The sequence below is a fragment of the Phaeobacter sp. CAU 1743 genome (genome assembly GCF_039839315.1).
Taxonomy (GTDB): Bacteria; Pseudomonadota; Alphaproteobacteria; order Rhodobacterales; family Rhodobacteraceae; genus Phycobacter; species Phycobacter gallaeciensis_A.
Window position 1 is genome coordinate 14,259 of record NZ_JBDOQR010000036.1, and the last position, 17,639, is coordinate 31,897.

The following is a 17,639-nucleotide window of genomic DNA, read 5'->3' on the forward strand; positions in this document are numbered from 1 at the left end:
GACCCTGTGGCACTGACGCCAGAACATTAGGCTGCGCGGGTTTAAGCCTAGGTGAAAAAGGATCGTAAACACAGGGGAGAGTCCGATTTCTTCTCCCCCAAGTGGTGCCATGGGAGAAAATCCGGGCTGGGGGAGGACAACGCGCCGCTTTACCGCGGCACATGGGGGCAGTATTACCACGGAATGAGTGACTTGGTAGAAGACCCCGACCTCCCCTCCGCGCCGCAGAACGGCGAAGTGCTGGAACCGCTGCGCCGCGCCATTGGCGAGCGTTACCTGACCTATGCGCTGAGCACGATCATGCACCGGGCGCTGCCCGATGCGCGTGACGGGCTGAAGCCGGTGCATCGGCGCATTCTTTATGCGATGAACCGGTTGCGGTTGAATTCGACCGGAGGCTTTCTGAAATCAGCGAAGATTTCCGGCGACACCATGGGGGATTTCCACCCCCACGGCGACGCGGCGATCTATGATGCGATGGCGCGTCTGGCGCAGGATTTCAACGTTCGCTACCCGCTTGTCGACGGTCAGGGCAACTTCGGCAATATCGATGGCGATAACCCGGCGGCCTCGCGCTACACCGAGGCGCGCATGACTTTTGTCGCCGAGGCGATGCTGGACGGTCTGAACGAGGATGCCGTCGATTTTCGCGACAACTACGATGGCCGCCTGACCGAACCGGCGGTTTTGCCTGCGACCTTCCCGAACATTCTGGCCAATGGCGCCAGCGGCATTGCCGTGGGTATGGCGACCAATATTCCGCCGCATAACATTGCCGAGCTGATCGACGCCTGTATCCACCTGATCAAGGCGCCGGGCGCCGATGATGATACTCTGCTGAAATATGTGCCGGGGCCGGACTTCCCGACTGGCGGCGTGATCGTCGAGCCACAGGAAAACATCGCTAAGGCCTATCGCACCGGGCGTGGCTCCTTCCGGCTGCGCGCTACCCATGAGGTCGAGGACCTTGGCCGGGGTCAGTGGCAGATCGTGGTCACGGAAATCCCCTATCAGGTTCAGAAATCCAAGCTGATCGAAAAAATCGCCGAGCTGATCCAGACCAAGAAGGTGCCGATTCTCGGCGATGTGCGGGACGAGAGTGCCGATGACATTCGCATCGTGCTGGAGCCGCGCTCCAAGAACGTCGACCCCGATGTGCTGATGGGCATGCTCTATCGCAACTCCGATCTGGAGCTGCGCTTCTCGCTTAACATGAACGTGCTGATCGACGGGGTCACGCCCAAGGTCTGCTCGATGAAAGAGGTACTGCGCGCCTTTCTTGATCACCGCCGCGACGTGCTGCAGCGCCGCTCGCGCCACCGGATGGCCAAGATCGACCACCGGCTGGAGGTTCTGGACGGTTTCATCATCGCCTTCCTCAACCTCGATCGGGTGATCGACATCATCCGCTATGATGAGGACCCCAAGGCCGCTCTGATGCGGGAGGATTGGTCGAAGGATCACCCTCGTGCCTATGACGAGGCGGACTACAAAACACCCGGTGTAGGCACCGGAGAGCTGTCCGAGGTTCAGGCCGAGGCGATTCTCAACATGCGGCTGCGCTCTTTGCGCAAGCTGGAAGAGATCGAGCTGACCCGGGAACGCGATGTCCTGCGCGAGGAACGCGCCGGGCTGGTGGAACTTTTGGGGTCGGAAGAGCTGCAATGGACCCGGATTACCGAACAGCTGCGGGAAACCAAGAAGCAGTTCGGCAAGAACTACGAAGGCGGCGCGCGACGTACCCGGTTCGCTGAGGCGGGAGAAGTTGAGGAAGTGCCGCTGGAGGCAATGATCGACCGCGAACCGATCACCGTTGTCTGTTCGCAGATGGGCTGGATCCGGGCCATGACTGGCCATATCGACCTGAACCGTGAATTGAAGTTCAAGGACGGCGACGGGCCACGTTTTATCTTCCATGCGGAAACCACCGACCGGCTTTTGGTCTTTGGCAGCAACGGACGGTTCTATACGGTCAGCGCTGCGACCCTGCCCGGTGGCCGTGGCATGGGGGAACCGGTGCGCCTGATGGTGGACCTGCCCAACGAGGTTGAGATCGTCGATATCCTGATCCACAACCCCGAAGGACGGCTGCTGGTCGCCTCTTCTGCGGGCAACGGGTTCATCTGCTCCGAAAAGGACATCGTGGCCCAGACGCGCGGCGGCAAGCAGGTGTTGAACGTCAAGGACGACGAACAGGCGCGAATCTGTGTGCCTGTCACCGGCGATCACGTGGCCGTGGTGTCGGAAAACGGCAAATTCCTGGTCTTCTCGGTCGAGGAAATGCCGGAACTGTCCCGCGGCAAGGGCGTGCGCCTGCAAAAGTACAATATGGCGCGCGGCAAGCAGGGCTCGCTGGAACTGGACGGTGGGCTCAGCGATGTGACCACCTTCAACTGGGACGATGGCCTGAGCTGGGAAATGGGCGGCGGCAAGACCCGCCATGAAACGGACCTGAGCCAATGGCTGGGCAAACGCGCCGGTGTCGGCAAGCGTCCGCCCTATGGCTTCCCGCGGAACTATAAATTCAAGTGATGGTGCGGGGCGCGGAAAATCTGTGCCCCCTTTGCCACCTGCCGTCGGTGTTGCTGACGCGCGTCTTTACCGGCGCGCGCGGCTCTGCCTATCTGTGCGCGACCGGCCTCATACACCAGCTTCATACAAGGGAAATGGAATGACCCGACTTCTTGCCTTTCTGGGCCTTCTTGCGCTGCTTTCGGCCTGCACTGAAACGCTGCTGGACGAACCTCCCGAGGATCTGGGTGCCTTCCGGGTGCGGGTTGCCCATGTTTATACCGAAAAAGCGCTGAAATGGCCGATGTCCCGCGCTGCGGAGCAATCGGAGTGGATCGAGCCGATGAAAACAGCGCTGGAAGCCCGCCTGCGCCGCTATGACGGGCCGCAGGAGTACGACGTTGCCGTGACCCTTGAGGGCTTCATGCTGGCGCCGCCGGGGGTGCCGGTGCTGTTCAATCCCAAAAGCGTTGCGGTTGTGAATGTCTTTGTCTACGACGTGGAAAAAGAAGAGTTCCTTGCCGACAAGCATCAGATGGAGATCTTCGAGGACACCACAGGCGAAAGCGCGATTGTCGGCTCGGGCCACAGCCGGACCAAGGAAGAACAGATCGCCGGATTGTCGCTGAATATCGCCGATGCGGTGGAAGAATGGATGGCCGAACAGCACAAGGAAAACGGCTGGTTCGATCTGCGGGCCGAGGCCGCTGAGTAGGGCATTGCCCCGCTCCGGGGTGCGAAACCACATCAATCTGGACGAAGTTTGCCAAATCCACGACTGTCAAGCAGGAACGGGTTGATTTTTGCGCGTAAACCAAATAATCGGCGCGCGCAGAGGAAACCGGGTCGCATAGGGACCCCACATTTCAAAAGGGCGCCAAGAGAATGGCTAAGGAAAAGTTTGAGCGTAATAAACCGCACGTCAACATCGGCACCGTTGGCCACGTTGACCACGGCAAAACCACGCTGACCGCAGCGATCACCAAATACTTCGGTGACTTCAAAGCCTACGACCAGATCGACGGCGCACCGGAAGAAAAAGCCCGCGGCATCACCATCTCGACCGCCCACGTGGAATACGAGACCGAGAACCGCCACTACGCCCACGTCGACTGCCCCGGCCACGCTGACTATGTGAAAAACATGATCACCGGTGCGGCGCAGATGGACGGCGCGATCCTGGTTGTGAACGCAGCTGACGGCCCGATGCCGCAGACCCGCGAGCACATCCTGCTGGCGCGTCAGGTTGGCGTTCCGGCGCTGGTCGTGTTCATGAACAAGGTTGACCAGGTCGACGACGAAGAGCTGCTCGAGCTCGTCGAGATGGAAATCCGCGAACTGCTGTCTTCCTACGACTTCCCGGGCGACGATATCCCGATCATCGCAGGTTCCGCTCTGGCGGCGATGGAAGGCCGTGACCCGGAAATCGGCGAAAACAAAATCAAGGAACTGATGGCGGCTGTGGATGAGTACATCCCGACCCCCGAGCGTGCCGTTGACCTGCCGTTCCTGATGCCGATCGAAGACGTGTTCTCGATCTCCGGTCGTGGTACCGTTGTGACCGGCCGTGTTGAGCGTGGCGTGATCAACGTTGGCGACGAAATCGAAATCGTCGGCATCCACGACACCAAGAAAACCACCTGCACCGGTGTTGAGATGTTCCGCAAGCTGCTGGACCGCGGCGAAGCCGGCGACAACATCGGCGCGCTGCTGCGTGGCGTTGACCGTGACGGCGTTGAGCGTGGTCAGGTTCTGTGTAAGCCGGGCTCCGTGACCCCGCACACCAAATTCGAGGCAGAAGCATATATTCTGACCAAAGAAGAAGGTGGCCGTCACACCCCGTTCTTTGCGAACTACCGTCCGCAGTTCTACTTCCGGACCACCGACGTGACCGGCACCGTAACCCTGCCGGAAGGCACCGAGATGGTGATGCCGGGCGACAACCTGAAGTTCGAAGTTGAACTGATCGCCCCGATCGCGATGGAAGACGGTCTGCGTTTCGCCATCCGTGAAGGCGGCCGCACCGTCGGCGCTGGCGTTGTGTCGAAGATCATCGAGTAATTCGCACTCGCGAATGATCAAACGGAAAGGGCGCCCCAGTGGCGCCCTTTTTCTATGTGCACGGAGCTGAGCAGGACGGGGGCCGCTTCGGCAATGGAATCGTTTGGCCTCAGGCGGATTTGATCGGATCAGGCACGCGCTCGGCGGCCTGGTCTGCCTTGTCGGTAATTTGGTCCAGAGCCTGCTCAAGGCTTTGCCTCAGGGCCTCTGCTTCGTCGTCTGTCGGTTTCTTAGGAACGGTTTCCTGCCATTCCTGACAGATCAGCACACCGCGGGAAAACGGTAGCGGCAGCATCTGCTTGTCCCAGGTGGGCAGCTTCAGGACCTTCTTTTCCGCAAAGGCCACGGTGAAGACCCGGCAGCCGGTCATGCGGGCCCAGGTGATCGGCACGCCCGAGGAAATCCTGGCAGGGCCGCGCGGCCCGTCGGCCGCGATCCCGATGGAACAGCCTTCCTTGGTGCGGCGCAGCACCTCCCGCGACAGGGCAACGTGGCGCTTGTGGCTGGACATCGGGATGGTCTCGAAACCAAGCCGCACCAGGATTTGCCCGGCCAGCCGTCCGGCCCGCGCCGCCGAGGTCAGGGCGCAGATGCGCCCCAGAGAGGTATCGAACAGGTAGGGCGCCATGATCAGCCGCTGATGCCACAGAACAAATATGACCGGCTCGCCGCGTTTGACGCAGGCGTCCATCTCCTCGAAGCCGCTGCGTTGCCAGCGTGAGCTGCGATAAGCGAATCGGACGTAGGCGGCGAACAGCCCCTCAATGGTGCGGTTGAAGCGCGGGCTGTCTGCGATGCGTTTTCTCAGGCTCACGGCAGGGTCCTTTTGGCTCTGTCATAAAGCAGCGGATGGCCCGCTGCCACCCCACAGGGCATGACAAGGCCTGTATGCGGGCGTGACAGCAAAGGGAGAGGAAGAGGAGAGGGACTTTCCCCGCATTTCCGGCCATTTCCCTCTTGCCTCCTGCGCGGTGGTGGCTTAGGAACTGCCGCACCGTAGGGGTATAGCTCAGTTGGTAGAGCGACGGTCTCCAAAACCGTAGGTCGCGGGTTCGAACCCTGCTGCCCCTGCCATTCCAATCAAACGCCAACATAGACGAAGCCAAACCGCTGGCGACCATTTGGTAGTTGGCGTCTGGTGGCAGTTATTGTCTGGCGCCAGGGCTGCTCTGGCTGATCGAGAGCAGCCCTGGCGCCATTCCCGGATCTCGGCTAAGGGCGTGTTCATCCAGAAATGGACCATGCCTTCAAGGCTATGGCCTATAGCTTTCGAGTTGCCTATGAGGCATGCCGGTTTCATTCTGGCCGCTCAAATGGGAGCAAGTGGCCAGATTGGCGGATGGGAGGGGCTGCGAGCCTGAGCCGCAGCTCTACAATTGATGCCACACGCCTCCCGCTGTGAGGCAAAAGCGAACCGGACTATGCGGCCGTACTGACGTTCCGCTTGTTCGAATGACCGACTTCCTGCCGTTCGCCGGGGACGTTTACATGCGCCGGGGGCAGGCCCCGCAAGTGGCGGTCGTAGATCAAGTCGAACCCCTGCTCCAGGTCACGGGTAAAGCCGTCTGTGTCAAAGAGCGGCGATGTCAGACGCCTGCGCATCAATTTGTCGCGAAGTGAGGCAAGAGCGTCCGCATCATTGGCCAGGGTCAATGCCTTTTCTTCGTAGTCGGCTTCGTCCTTGGCAATGAGGTCCGGCAGACCGACCGCATTGACGAGGCTGGCCCCGACGCGGGCGGCGAATTGGCGGCCGGGCATGGTCAGGACTGGCAACCCTGCCCAAAGCGCATCACTGGCAGTGGTGTGGGCGTTGACGGTGAATGTGTCGAGGAACAGATCGGCGGCGCGATGCCGGGCAAGGTGTTCTGCGTGTGGCATGCGGGGGGCAAAGATCAGGCGGTCCGGATCAACGCCGCGCGCATGCGCTTCGCGGCGCAGGTTTTCCATCGAGACAGCGCCGGTATCCAGCAGCCAAAGAACGCTGTCAGGCGTCTGGTCGAGGAGCCGCATCCAGATATCGTATTCGCGCGGTGTAATCTTGTAGCTGTTGTTGAAGCAACAAAAGACAGTGCCCGTATCCGGCAGCCCACAGTCGCGCCGGGTGAACTGTTTGCTGGAAATTTCCCGATCCTGATCATTCACCTGATAGCTGTGTGGCATGCGGATCAGGTGCTCTTCGTAGAAACGCTCGCTGCCGGGTGGGCAGGTCATTGCATCGCCGATCAGGTAGTCGAAGGCGGTGCTGCCCATGGTACCGGGATAGCCGAGGTAGGACACATGCAGCGGTGCCAGTCGGTTTGCGAACAACTCGGTTCGGGTGTCACCGGTATAGCCTTTGAGGTCGACGGCGATGTCCAGTTCGTCTGCCTGGACTGCTGAAACCAGCTGATCGTCGGGCATACCTGCAACATCCCGGAATTGCGCGACACTGCGGGCCACACGCTCCTGTTCACTGTCTGCAGGAGCGGAGCCATAGGAATAGGCAGTGATGTGAAAGCGACTGCTGTCATGTCGTGAGAACAGTCCACCCATAAGGTGCATGGTTGCGTGGCTGTGGAAATCAGATGAGAAATAGCCGATGCGCAGTTTTTGCGGTCTTTTCGCGGGCCGGGCAGGTGTTGTGTCGGAGCGGCCCGCAAAATGCGCGTTGGCATAGGCCTGGGTTCGTAGTCGCAACAGGTCCGGGTTGTCTTCGAGCGTCATCATAATGAAGGGAGGGCAGTAAATTCCCTGCAATCCCAGTTGACGTCGGTGTTCGCTGTATTCTTCGACCCAGGTCCAGTCATTGAGCTGCGCCATCATGTGCAGTTTCTGGGCGCGGGCGCGATCGTCTCCTGGTTTGGCTTGCAGAACGGCGTCGAAGCTAGAGATCGCTTCCTGTTGATTGCCTGAGGCCTGTTCCATTTGACCCAGATTGAAACGCGCTTCGGTCAGCTCGGGAGCCAGTTTGGAAGCTTTTGCGAACAGCGTTTTGGCCTTAGCCAGGTCGCCAAGAAGGCGCAGTGTGTTGGCGAGGTTGAAGGTCAGGCTCGGGTTGTTGGGGGACAGGGACAAGGCGCGTTCAAGCAACTGGGCGGCTTCACCGTACTGTTTCTGCTCTGTCAGGATATTGGCCAGGTTGTTCAGGGCGGCAATGCGATCAGGGTCGAGCGACAAGGCCTTTTTGTATAGAGCAATCGCATCACTCGTGCGGCCCATTTGTGCGCAGACCTCACCCATCGCCGAATAGGTGCCGGGCGCGAGCGGATTGAGTTCACACGCCTTGTTCAAACATGTCGCGGCCTCATCCAGATTTCCGGCCTTGAGGTGACATTGACCCAGCATGTCCCATAGAAAGTGAGATTTGCGGTAGGTGTTAAGGAGAGATACGCAGTTGGAGGCCGATTGGCGGTAGTTTCCAGCGGCAAAACTGGCAGCCAGTTTCTTTTGTGCATCGACCGGTGGGTTCTGCTCGCGCAGCATCCGCTGTTGCAGGGAGGCCAGTGCCTCGCGGGCGCGCGCATTCTTGGGAAATCGCTCCAGAATCTCATTGTAGACGAGCGCCGCCTCGTCCAGTTTGGCGTTGCGTTCCAGACGCTGAGCTTTGTTCATGGAAGTTGCGATGGTCATGGCATCCTGTCTCATTTGCACGCTATGGTCGACCTCTGCACCTTCTGGTGACTTACCGGGCCGTTGGCCTGACTATGAAATGAGAGAATTAACATCGGATTTATCTCGTTCACAGCGGTGGAATGTGGATTTGCCGCCTCTGCCCTTTTGCGCTTTTTCGCCTCGCCGCGGCGCTGATTGAATGTGTTCAGTCCCCTCGGCCATTCAACTCTGAGATCCCTTCGGCCGGGTTTGGTCGTGTCTGCAACCGCGCGCATGCTACCCCCAGTGGGTTTCTTTGGTGCGGGGCGCCACGCTGCAAGATTGACGATGCGTGCTACCGACCGGTTTCGGCATTTGACAACTTGTCTGCAGCAATGCTTTGCCGGGAACGCTCCGGGATTCCTTCGGGGCTTGAATTCAGAGCTCGCAACGGCTAAATCCCGGTGAACCTGCTAGCAGAGAGACCAAGCCACATGGCCACCACAAATCCCGTTCAGTTCATCCAGCAAGTTCGCGCTGAAGTCGGCAAAGTCGTATGGCCGACCCGCCGCGAAGTGCTGCTGACCACCGTGATGGTCTTTGTCATGGCGGCTTTGACGGCTGTGTTCTTTGCTCTGGTCGACCTGCTGATCCGCACCGGTCTGACCGGCATCCTGGGCATGTTCGGCTGACAGCCGCAGGGTGATTCCGGAGCAGGGGTTTCCTTGCATGGAAATACCTCCCTACCTCTTGATCTTGATCCCATTGGACGGTAGGTGAGCCGGTAACTCTGGCATGGGCGTGCGGCGAATCGTGTTGCGCGCCGATTTTTGTTAGGGCACAGCCAAAGGGTCAGTCCCGAGGCTGGTAGCGAATTTAAGTGAAGGCGGCGCAGCGCGCCCGGCAAAACAAGGACGATCAGGCTCATGGCGAAACGGTGGTATTCGGTCAGCGTTCTTTCGAACTTCGAAAAGAAAATCGCAGAGCAGATCCGCGCCTCGGTTGCCGAAAATGGTCTTGAGGACGAAATCGACGAAGTTCTGGTCCCCACAGAAGAGGTGATCGAGGTTCGTCGAGGCAAAAAAGTCTCGACCGAGCGCCGTTTCATGCCGGGCTATGTGCTGGTGCACATGGAAATGTCCGATCAGGGCTATCACCTGATCAACTCGATCAACCGCGTGACCGGTTTCCTTGGTCCGCAGGGTCGTCCGATGCCCATGCGCGACGCCGAGGTGAACGGCATCCTGAACCGCGTTCAGGAAGGCGAAGAAGCACCGCGTACCCTGATCTCCTTTGAGATCGGTGAGCGGGTTAAGGTAAACGACGGCCCGTTCGAGGATTTCGACGGCACCGTCGAGGGGGTCGACGACGAGCATCAGAAGCTCAAGGTCACCGTATCGATCTTTGGCCGGGAAACCCCGGTCGAACTGGATTTCACACAGGTCACCAAACAGGCCTGATGTGATTTTTGCGCGCCGTTTGTGCGGTGCGCGTACATCGTGGGAGGCGAGGGAGCCGCGGCACCCGGACCAGACCACACAACAGTAAGGCCCGAAGGACGCGTCCCGAGGGTGTTGGAAAAGGAGAAACCAGATGGCCAAGAAGCTTGCTGGTACAATGAAACTGCAGGTTCCTGCAGGTCAAGCGAACCCCTCCCCGCCGGTTGGTCCGGCTCTGGGTCAGCGCGGCATCAACATCATGGAGTTCTGCAAGGCGTTCAACGCCAAGACCGCAGACATGGAGCCCGGCGCGCCGTGCCCGACCGTGATCACCTACTATCAGGACAAGTCCTTCACCATGGACATCAAGACGCCGCCCGCGTCTTACTACCTGAAGAAGGCTGCCAAGGTGAAATCCGGTGCCAAGACCCCGAGCCGCGAAACCGTTGGTACGGTGACCGCTGCTCAGGTGAAGGAAATCGCCGAAGCGAAAATGAAAGATCTGAGCGCCAACGATATCGAAGCGGCGATGCAGATCATCCTGGGCTCCGCCCGCTCCATGGGCATCGAGGTGAAGTAAGATGGCAAAGCTCGGTAAACGTACCCGCGCAGCGCGCGAAGCCTTCGCTGGCAAAGAGAACCTGACCATCGAAGAAGCTGTTGCCCTGGTGAAGGCCAACGCCACTTCGAAATTCGACGAAACCATCGAGATCGCCGTGAATCTGGGTGTCGACACCCGTCACGCCGACCAGATGGTTCGTGGTGTGATCGGTCTGCCCAACGGCACCGGCAAATCCATGCGCGTTGCTGTTTTTGCACGTGGCGCCAAGGCGGACGAAGCCAAGGAAGCCGGTGCGGACATCGTTGGCGCCGAAGACCTGATGGAAACCATCCAGGGCGGCACCATCGAATTTGATCGCTGCATCGCAACCCCGGACATGATGCCTGTTGTTGGCCGTCTGGGTAAGATCCTCGGCCCGCGCAACCTGATGCCGAACCCCAAGGTTGGCACCGTGACCATGGACGTGAAAGCGGCCGTGGAAGCAGCCAAAGGCGGTGAAGTTCAGTTCAAGGCGGAAAAAGGCGGCGTTGTGCACGCAGGTGTCGGCAAAGCCTCCTTCGACGAAGCCAAGCTGGCCGAAAACGTCCGCGCCTTTGTTTCGGCTGTTGCCAAGGCAAAGCCGTCGGGTGCCAAGGGCGCTTACATGAAGAAGATCGCGCTGTCTTCGACCATGGGCCCGGGCGTCACCGTCGACGTGGAAAAAGCTGTCAGCGAATAAGCTGGCATGATAAATGTCGAAGGGCGGTGCCGTTGGCGCCGCCCTTTTTTTGTTTGGTGGGCCGTTTCGAAGAGGAGCAGCGGATGGCAGAGGGGAGCAATGCCTGGCATCTGATCGCGGTGGTCAATGAGCCGCTGGAGGAGACTTTGCGTTTTGCCAGCTGGTATCTTGACCTTGGCGCGCGCAGTCTGATCCTGCTGTTCGACAATCCCGATGATCCGGCCATCCCTGTACTTTCCCCACATCCAGCCATCACCTGCATTCCCTGCACCAGCGGGTTCTGGCGCAGCATCGGCATTGCCGCGCGCGCCCGCTTTCCCAAGCGACAGATCCGGGCGCTGACCTGGGCCTATCGCCAGATCGCCTCTGGGTGGGTGCTGTCCGTCGATGCGTATGAGTTTCTATTCGCGAACGGCGGGGCTGGTGATATCCGCGCAGCGCTGGCCGGGCAGGGGGTGGAGATACAGGCGCTACGGATTGAAACCGCCGAAGTGGTTCCGGCCTTGAGCGGTCTGAGAAAACCGTGTTCCGCACCCCGATGCCACGAGCGGTCCGGCGTGATGTCTATGGAGAGGATGTGCCGCTGTTTGGGCCGCGCCGGATGGGGCTTGTCGGCCACCCGCAGGGGAAATCCTTTATCCGGGCTGGGCTGCAGGGTATCTATCTGCGCCAGCATTGGGCGCATGACGCCGAGGGTCAGCGCTTGCCTGAAGTCGTATTGGGGGTCGCTAGCGGGCTTTACCTGCTGCATTACCTGGCCCCGGAGTATGAGGGCTGGCGCCGCAAGGTGGCCTGGCGTCTGGCGTCCAGCGGCTTCACCAAATACGTCGGAGATTGCATCCGGGAGATTGAGGCAGCGGGGCACGCCGAGGCGGCGCGAGAGGCTGCGCTTTTGGCCCTTTGCAACCGGTTGCACCGGGTCCGTCCCGAAGTGCTGGCGCGCATGCGGGCCCATGGTGTATGTTTAGAAGCAGAGGTGGATACGGCCGCGCCGCTGGCGCGAATGCTGGATCTCTCCGTGCTGACCCTGCCAGGGCGGTCGGCGGCCTGAGTGCGAACTGCTCTGTGGGTCAAATTTCCGCTTGGAAATCACGTCTCAACGCTTTAACTACGGCCATGAGGTAAAGCGTGCGATTCGTCGTGCGCTTTATTTCATTTCGTCCAAGATGGTGGGTGGCCTCTCGATCGGGCCTTAATTTCCCTCCTGAGACGGGAAAGACCAATAGATCGAGGGTTTCTATACCCTCGGGCGACTTTGGCTAACCCCGTATTGCGGACTTGAACGCCGGGCCATCTGGTTCGGCACATCAAAGAGCCGGGGAGCGCAAGCCCCCCAAAACCTGGAGAGAACTGTGGATAGAGCCCAGAAAGAGAAATTGGTCGAGGAACTCGGCCAGATCTTCGAAAGCTCTGGCGTGGTGGTCGTAGCCCACTACACCGGTCTGACAGTTGCCGAGATGCAGGACCTTCGCGCACGTGCTCGTGACGCGGGCGGTGCCGTGCGTGTTGCCAAAAACAGGCTCGCCAAAATCGCCCTCGAGGGTAAGCCGTGTGAAAGCATGTCTGACCTGCTGACAGGGATGACCGTACTGACCTATTCCGAGGACCCCGTGGCAGCAGCCAAGGTGGCCGAGGACTTCGCCAAGGATAACAAGAAGTTTGAGATCCTCGGCGGCGCAATGGGTGAGAACGCTCTGGACCGTGCCGGTGTCGAAGCCGTGTCGAAAATGCCGTCCCGCGAGGAGCTTATTGCTACCATCGCAGGCATGCTTGGCGCACCCGCTTCCAACATCGCTGGCGCAGTTGGCGCACCTGCAAGCAACATCGCAAGCATCCTTTCGACCATCGAAGAGAAGGCGGAAGCTGCGTAAGCGGTTGGCACTGAATGACTGGCGTGGAGCAAATGTTCATACGCTGGAAACACATACTTACAAACGGAAAGAGCTGATAAAATGGCTGATCTGAAGAAACTGGCAGAAGAGATCGTTGGTCTGACCCTGCTTGAAGCACAAGAACTGAAAACCATCCTCAAAGACGAGTATGGCATCGAGCCCGCAGCTGGCGGCGCTGTGATGGTTGCAGCTGGTGGCGACGCCGGTGGCGCAGCTGAAGAAGAGAAAACCGAATTCGACGTCGTTCTGAAGAACGCCGGCGCTTCGAAAATCAACGTGATCAAAGAAGTTCGCGCGATCACCGGCCTGGGCCTGAAAGAAGCCAAGGAACTGGTTGAAGCCGGCGGCAAGATCAAAGAAGGCATCGACAAAGCCGAAGCCGAAGACATCAAAGGCAAGCTGGAAGCAGCTGGCGCCGAAGTCGAAGTGGCCTAAGCCACCTTTGGCGGGACATAAGGGCAGCGGTTTCCCTGCGAAATCTTGCTCTGCGCTCCCTTAGAATTTGGCTGGATCCGGGGAAACCCGGGTCCAGCCGAACCTGTCTCAGAAAGGGACCTTTTGATTGGGTCTCTTTCTTAGGCGCGGTTCACAGGATCGGGAGGCAGCCATTCGGGACGGCGGCCATGAATTGATCCGAACGCTCTATCTCGTATGGGCAAGATGCCGAAGCCCGGCGGCATCCTTGTCCGGTGAGAAATTCGAAAGGTGACATCTGACATGGCTCAAACGTTCCTTGGCCAGAAACGTCTTCGCAAATATTATGGCAAGATCCGCGAAGTGCTGGATATGCCGAACCTCATTGAGGTTCAAAAATCTTCCTACGACCTGTTCCTTCGCTCGGGTGACGCCGAAGCACCGCTGGACGGCGAAGGTATCAACGGTGTTTTTCAATCTGTCTTCCCGATCAAGGATTTCAATGAAAACTCCGTTCTCGAGTTCGTGAAATACGCGCTGGAAAAACCGAAATATGACGTCGAAGAGTGCATGCAACGCGACATGACCTACTCGGCGCCGCTGAAGGTCACCCTGCGTCTGATCGTGTTCGATGTCGACGAAGACACCGGCGCCCGCTCGGTCAAGGACATCAAGGAACAGGACGTCTTCATGGGCGATATGCCCCTGATGACCCCGAACGGTACCTTTGTCGTCAACGGCACCGAACGTGTGATCGTCAGCCAGATGCACCGTTCGCCGGGTGTGTTCTTTGACCACGACAAGGGCAAGACGCACTCGTCGGGTAAACTGCTGTTCGCCTGCCGCATCATCCCGTATCGCGGCTCCTGGCTCGATTTCGAATTCGACGCCAAAGACATCGTCTTTGCCCGGATCGACCGTCGCCGCAAGCTGCCTGTGACCACCCTGCTGTACGCTCTGGGGCTGGACCAGGAAGGCATCATGGATGCCTATTACGATACCGTCACCTTCAAGCTGGACAAAAGCCGCGGCTGGGTCACGCCGTTCTTCCCTGAGCGCGTCCGTGGTACCCGTCCGACCTATGACCTGGTCGACGCTGCAACCGGCGAAATCATCTGCGAAGCGGGCAAGAAAGTCACACCGCGCGCCGTGAAGAAGATGATCGACGAGGGTTCGATCACCGAACTTCTGGTGCCCTTCGAGCAGATCGTCGGAAAATTCGTTGCCAAGGATCTGATCAACGAAGAAAACGGCGCCATCTATGTGGAAGCCGGTGACGAGCTGACGCTGGAATACGACAAGGACGGCGAGATCATCGGCGGCACCGTCAAGGAACTGTTGGACGCGGGCGTCACCGAGATTCCGGTTCTGGACATCGATAACGTCAACGTCGGTCCCTACATGCGCAACACCATGGCGATGGACAAGAACATGGGCCGCGACACGGCGCTCATGGATATCTATCGCGTGATGCGTCCGGGCGAGCCGCCCACCGTCGAAGCGGCTTCGGCTCTGTTCGACACCCTGTTCTTTGACTCCGAGCGTTACGATCTCTCCGCGGTTGGCCGTGTGAAGATGAACATGCGCCTGGCACTGGACGCCGAAGACACCCAGCGGACCCTGCGCAAGGAAGACATCGTCTCCTGCATCAAGGCTCTGGTGGAGCTGCGCGACGGCAAGGGCGACATCGACGACATCGACCACCTTGGCAACCGTCGTGTCCGTTCCGTTGGCGAACTGATGGAAAACCAGTACCGCGTCGGCCTGCTGCGCATGGAGCGCGCGATCAAGGAACGTATGTCCTCGGTCGAGATCGACACGGTAATGCCGCAGGATCTGATCAACGCGAAACCGGCGGCTGCGGCTGTCCGCGAATTCTTCGGCTCCTCGCAGTTGTCGCAGTTCATGGACCAGACCAACCCGCTGTCGGAAGTCACCCACAAACGTCGCCTCTCGGCGCTTGGCCCGGGCGGTCTGACCCGCGAGCGCGCAGGCTTTGAGGTGCGCGACGTTCACCCGACCCACTATGGCCGGATGTGCCCGATTGAAACGCCGGAAGGCCCGAACATCGGTCTGATCAACTCGCTGGCGACCTTTGCCCGCGTGAACAAGTATGGCTTCATCGAAACACCTTACCGCGTCGTCAAGGACGCAAAGGTCACCGACGAAGTGCACTACATGTCCGCGACCGAGGAAATGCGTCACACCGTGGCGCAGGCCAACGCGACCCTGGATGATGAAGGCAAATTCCAGAACGATCTGGTTTCGACCCGTCAGTCCGGCGACTACACGCTGGCGCCGCGCGAAAACGTTGACCTGATCGACGTTTCGCCCAAGCAGCTGGTCTCGGTTGCGGCCTCGCTGATCCCGTTCCTTGAAAACGACGACGCCAACCGCGCTCTGATGGGCTCGAACATGCAACGTCAGGCGGTTCCGCTGCTGCGCGCCGAGGCGCCGCTGGTCGGTACCGGTATCGAGGAAATCGTGGCCCGCGACTCGGGCGCTGCGATCATGGCGAAACGTGGCGGTATCATCGACCAGATCGATGCCCAGCGTATCGTGATCCGCGCCACTTCCGATCTGGAGCTGGGCGATGCGGGCGTTGACATCTACCGTATGCGCAAGTTCCAGCGTTCCAACCAGAACACCTGCATCAACCAGCGTCCTCTGGTGAAAGTGGGTCAGGAAGTGCGCAAGGGCGAAGTTATCGCCGATGGTCCGTCGACCGATATGGGCGAACTGGCTCTCGGTAAGAACGTCGTCGTCGCCTTCATGCCCTGGAACGGCTACAACTACGAAGACTCCATTCTGATCTCGGAGCGTATTGCGCGTGACGACGTCTTCACCTCGATCCACATCGAGGAATTCGAAGTCGCCGCCCGTGACACCAAGCTGGGTCCGGAAGAGATCACCCGCGACATCCCGAACGTCGGTGAAGAAGCGCTGCGCAACCTCGACGAGGCTGGCATCGTTTACATCGGTGCGGATGTTGAGCCGGGCGACATTCTGGTCGGTAAGATCACGCCGAAGGGCGAAAGCCCGATGACGCCGGAAGAAAAGCTTCTGCGCGCCATCTTCGGTGAGAAAGCCTCGGACGTCCGCGATACCTCGCTGCGTGTGAAGCCGGGTGACTACGGTACCGTGGTCGAAGTCCGCGTCTTCAACCGTCACGGTGTCGAAAAAGACGAACGTGCGCTGCAGATCGAGCGTGAGGAAGTCGAACGTCTGGCCCGTGACCGCGACGACGAGATGGCGATCCTGGATCGCAACATCTATGCCCGTCTAAAGGACATGCTGGTCGGCAAAACCGCTGTCAAAGGCCCGAAAGGCATCAAGGCAGGCTCGGAAATCACCGAGGATCTGTTGGCCTCCCTCAGCCGCGGTCAGTGGTGGATGCTCGCCCTTGAGGACGAGAAAGACGCTCAGATTGTCGAGGCCCTGAACGAGCAGTACGAAGTGCAAAAACGCGCTCTGGATGCCCGTTTCGAAGACAAGGTCGAGAAGGTCCGCCGCGGCGACGACCTGCCGCCGGGTGTGATGAAGATGGTCAAGGTCTTCATCGCTGTGAAGCGTAAGCTGCAGCCGGGCGACAAGATGGCCGGCCGTCACGGCAACAAAGGTGTGATTTCGAAAGTGGTTCCGATGGAGGACATGCCGTTCCTCGCGGATGGCACCCCGGTCGATTTCTGTCTGAACCCGCTGGGTGTTCCGTCGCGTATGAACGTCGGTCAGATCCTTGAAACCCACATGGGTTGGGCCGCACGCGGTCTCGGCATCAAGGTGGACGAGGCGCTGCAGGAATACCGTCGTTCCGGCGATCTGACTCCGGTGCGCGATGCGATGCATCACGCATATGGTCAGGACGTCTATGACGAAGGCATTGCGGATATGTCCGAAGCCGACCTGATCGATGCGGCCAACAATGTTGCCCGTGGTGTGCCGATCGCGACGCCGGTCTTCGACGGTGCGAAAGAGGATGACGTCAACGACGCGCTGGTACGTGCTGGCTTTGACAAGTCCGGTCAGTCGATCCTGTTTGACGGCCGCACTGGTGAGCAGTTTGCCCGCCCGGTCACCGTCGGCATCAAGTATCTTCTGAAACTGCACCACCTGGTCGACGACAAGATCCACGCACGTTCGACCGGTCCATACTCGCTCGTCACACAGCAGCCGCTGGGTGGTAAGGCGCAGTTCGGTGGTCAGCGCTTCGGGGAGATGGAGGTCTGGGCTCTGGAAGCTTACGGCGCCGCCTACACCCTGCAGGAGATGCTCACCGTGAAATCGGATGACGTCGCAGGCCGGACCAAGGTCTATGAAAGCATCGTCAAGGGCGAAGACAACTTCGAGGCGGGCGTACCGGAATCATTCAACGTTCTGGTCAAAGAAGTCCGTGGCCTTGGCCTGAATATGGAACTCCTGGATGCGGAGGTTGAGGAGTAAGGGCGCTTGCCCTTCTCCCGTCCCCCCTTCCG

13 protein-coding genes, 1 tRNA gene and 1 pseudogene are annotated in these 17,639 nt (G+C 59.5%); 13 read left to right on the forward strand and 2 right to left on the reverse strand.

Going from position 1 to position 17,639, the window contains the following annotated elements:
- The first annotated feature begins 183 nt into the window (after nt 1-183).
- From AAFO90_RS14565 to tuf, 3 genes are all read left to right on the forward strand, one after another.
- Nucleotides 184-2,532 (forward strand): DNA topoisomerase IV subunit A, encoded by a 2,349-nt coding sequence (locus AAFO90_RS14565; RefSeq protein ID WP_347509840.1) that lies wholly within the window; start codon nt 184-186, stop codon nt 2,530-2,532.
- Nucleotides 2,533-2,671: 139 nt separating this feature from the next.
- Nucleotides 2,672-3,226, forward strand: a complete 555-nt coding sequence (locus AAFO90_RS14570; RefSeq protein ID WP_274869327.1) for a hypothetical protein — start codon at nt 2,672-2,674, stop codon at nt 3,224-3,226.
- 170 nt (nt 3,227-3,396) lie between these two features.
- Nucleotides 3,397-4,572: an elongation factor Tu gene (gene tuf / locus AAFO90_RS14575; RefSeq protein WP_065271478.1), complete on the forward strand. Its 1,176-nt coding sequence runs from the start codon at nt 3,397-3,399 to the stop codon at nt 4,570-4,572.
- 109 nt (nt 4,573-4,681) lie between these two features.
- Here the strand turns inward: tuf and AAFO90_RS14580 are convergent, their stop codons facing one another.
- On the reverse strand, nt 4,682-5,386 hold the full coding sequence (locus AAFO90_RS14580) for a DUF374 domain-containing protein (RefSeq protein ID WP_347509841.1): 705 nt from the start codon (nt 5,384-5,386) through the stop codon (nt 4,682-4,684).
- A 184-nt stretch (nt 5,387-5,570) separates the two neighbouring features.
- Between AAFO90_RS14580 and AAFO90_RS14585 the strand changes: the two genes are divergently transcribed.
- Nucleotides 5,571-5,646, forward strand: a tRNA-Trp gene (locus AAFO90_RS14585).
- Nucleotides 5,647-5,991: 345 nt separating this feature from the next.
- Here AAFO90_RS14585 and AAFO90_RS14590 read toward each other — a convergent pair.
- Nucleotides 5,992-8,181 (reverse strand): tetratricopeptide repeat protein, encoded by a 2,190-nt coding sequence (locus tag AAFO90_RS14590; protein WP_347509842.1) that lies wholly within the window; start codon nt 8,179-8,181, stop codon nt 5,992-5,994.
- A gap of 455 nt (nt 8,182-8,636) precedes the next feature.
- Here AAFO90_RS14590 and secE point away from each other — a divergent pair, with 455 nt between their 5' ends.
- From secE to rpoB, 9 genes and pseudogenes are all read left to right on the forward strand, one after another.
- Nucleotides 8,637-8,834, forward strand: coding sequence for a preprotein translocase subunit SecE (gene secE, locus AAFO90_RS14595; protein ID WP_065271493.1), 198 nt, complete (start codon nt 8,637-8,639; stop codon nt 8,832-8,834).
- Between the two features lie 234 nt (nt 8,835-9,068).
- Nucleotides 9,069-9,602 (forward strand): transcription termination/antitermination protein NusG, encoded by a 534-nt coding sequence (gene nusG / locus AAFO90_RS14600; protein ID WP_065271492.1) that lies wholly within the window; start codon nt 9,069-9,071, stop codon nt 9,600-9,602.
- 133 nt (nt 9,603-9,735) lie between these two features.
- Nucleotides 9,736-10,161 carry a 50S ribosomal protein L11 gene (gene rplK, locus AAFO90_RS14605; protein ID WP_065271491.1) on the forward strand — a complete coding sequence of 142 codons (426 nt, stop codon included), beginning with the start codon at nt 9,736-9,738 and terminating at the stop codon, nt 10,159-10,161.
- A gap of 1 nt (nt 10,162) precedes the next feature.
- On the forward strand, nt 10,163-10,861 hold the full coding sequence (rplA, locus tag AAFO90_RS14610) for a 50S ribosomal protein L1 (RefSeq protein WP_065271490.1): 699 nt from the start codon (nt 10,163-10,165) through the stop codon (nt 10,859-10,861).
- Nucleotides 10,862-10,944: 83 nt separating this feature from the next.
- Nucleotides 10,945-11,241, forward strand: a pseudogene (locus AAFO90_RS14615) (glycosyltransferase family 2 protein); the annotation flags it as partial.
- A 143-nt stretch (nt 11,242-11,384) separates the two neighbouring features.
- On the forward strand, nt 11,385-11,912 hold the full coding sequence (locus AAFO90_RS14620) for a hypothetical protein (RefSeq protein ID WP_347509848.1): 528 nt from the start codon (nt 11,385-11,387) through the stop codon (nt 11,910-11,912).
- Nucleotides 11,913-12,213: 301 nt separating this feature from the next.
- A complete protein-coding gene (rplJ, locus tag AAFO90_RS14625; RefSeq protein WP_065271488.1) occupies nt 12,214-12,732 on the forward strand; it encodes a 50S ribosomal protein L10 in 519 nt (172 codons plus the stop codon).
- A gap of 81 nt (nt 12,733-12,813) precedes the next feature.
- Nucleotides 12,814-13,188, forward strand: coding sequence for a 50S ribosomal protein L7/L12 (gene rplL / locus AAFO90_RS14630; RefSeq protein ID WP_065271487.1), 375 nt, complete (start codon nt 12,814-12,816; stop codon nt 13,186-13,188).
- Nucleotides 13,189-13,470: 282 nt separating this feature from the next.
- The gene (gene rpoB / locus AAFO90_RS14635; RefSeq protein WP_065271486.1) at nt 13,471-17,607 is read left to right on the forward strand and encodes a DNA-directed RNA polymerase subunit beta; all 4,137 of its coding nucleotides are present in this window, start codon (nt 13,471-13,473) and stop codon (nt 17,605-17,607) included.
- Nucleotides 17,608-17,639: the final 32 nt, after the last annotated feature.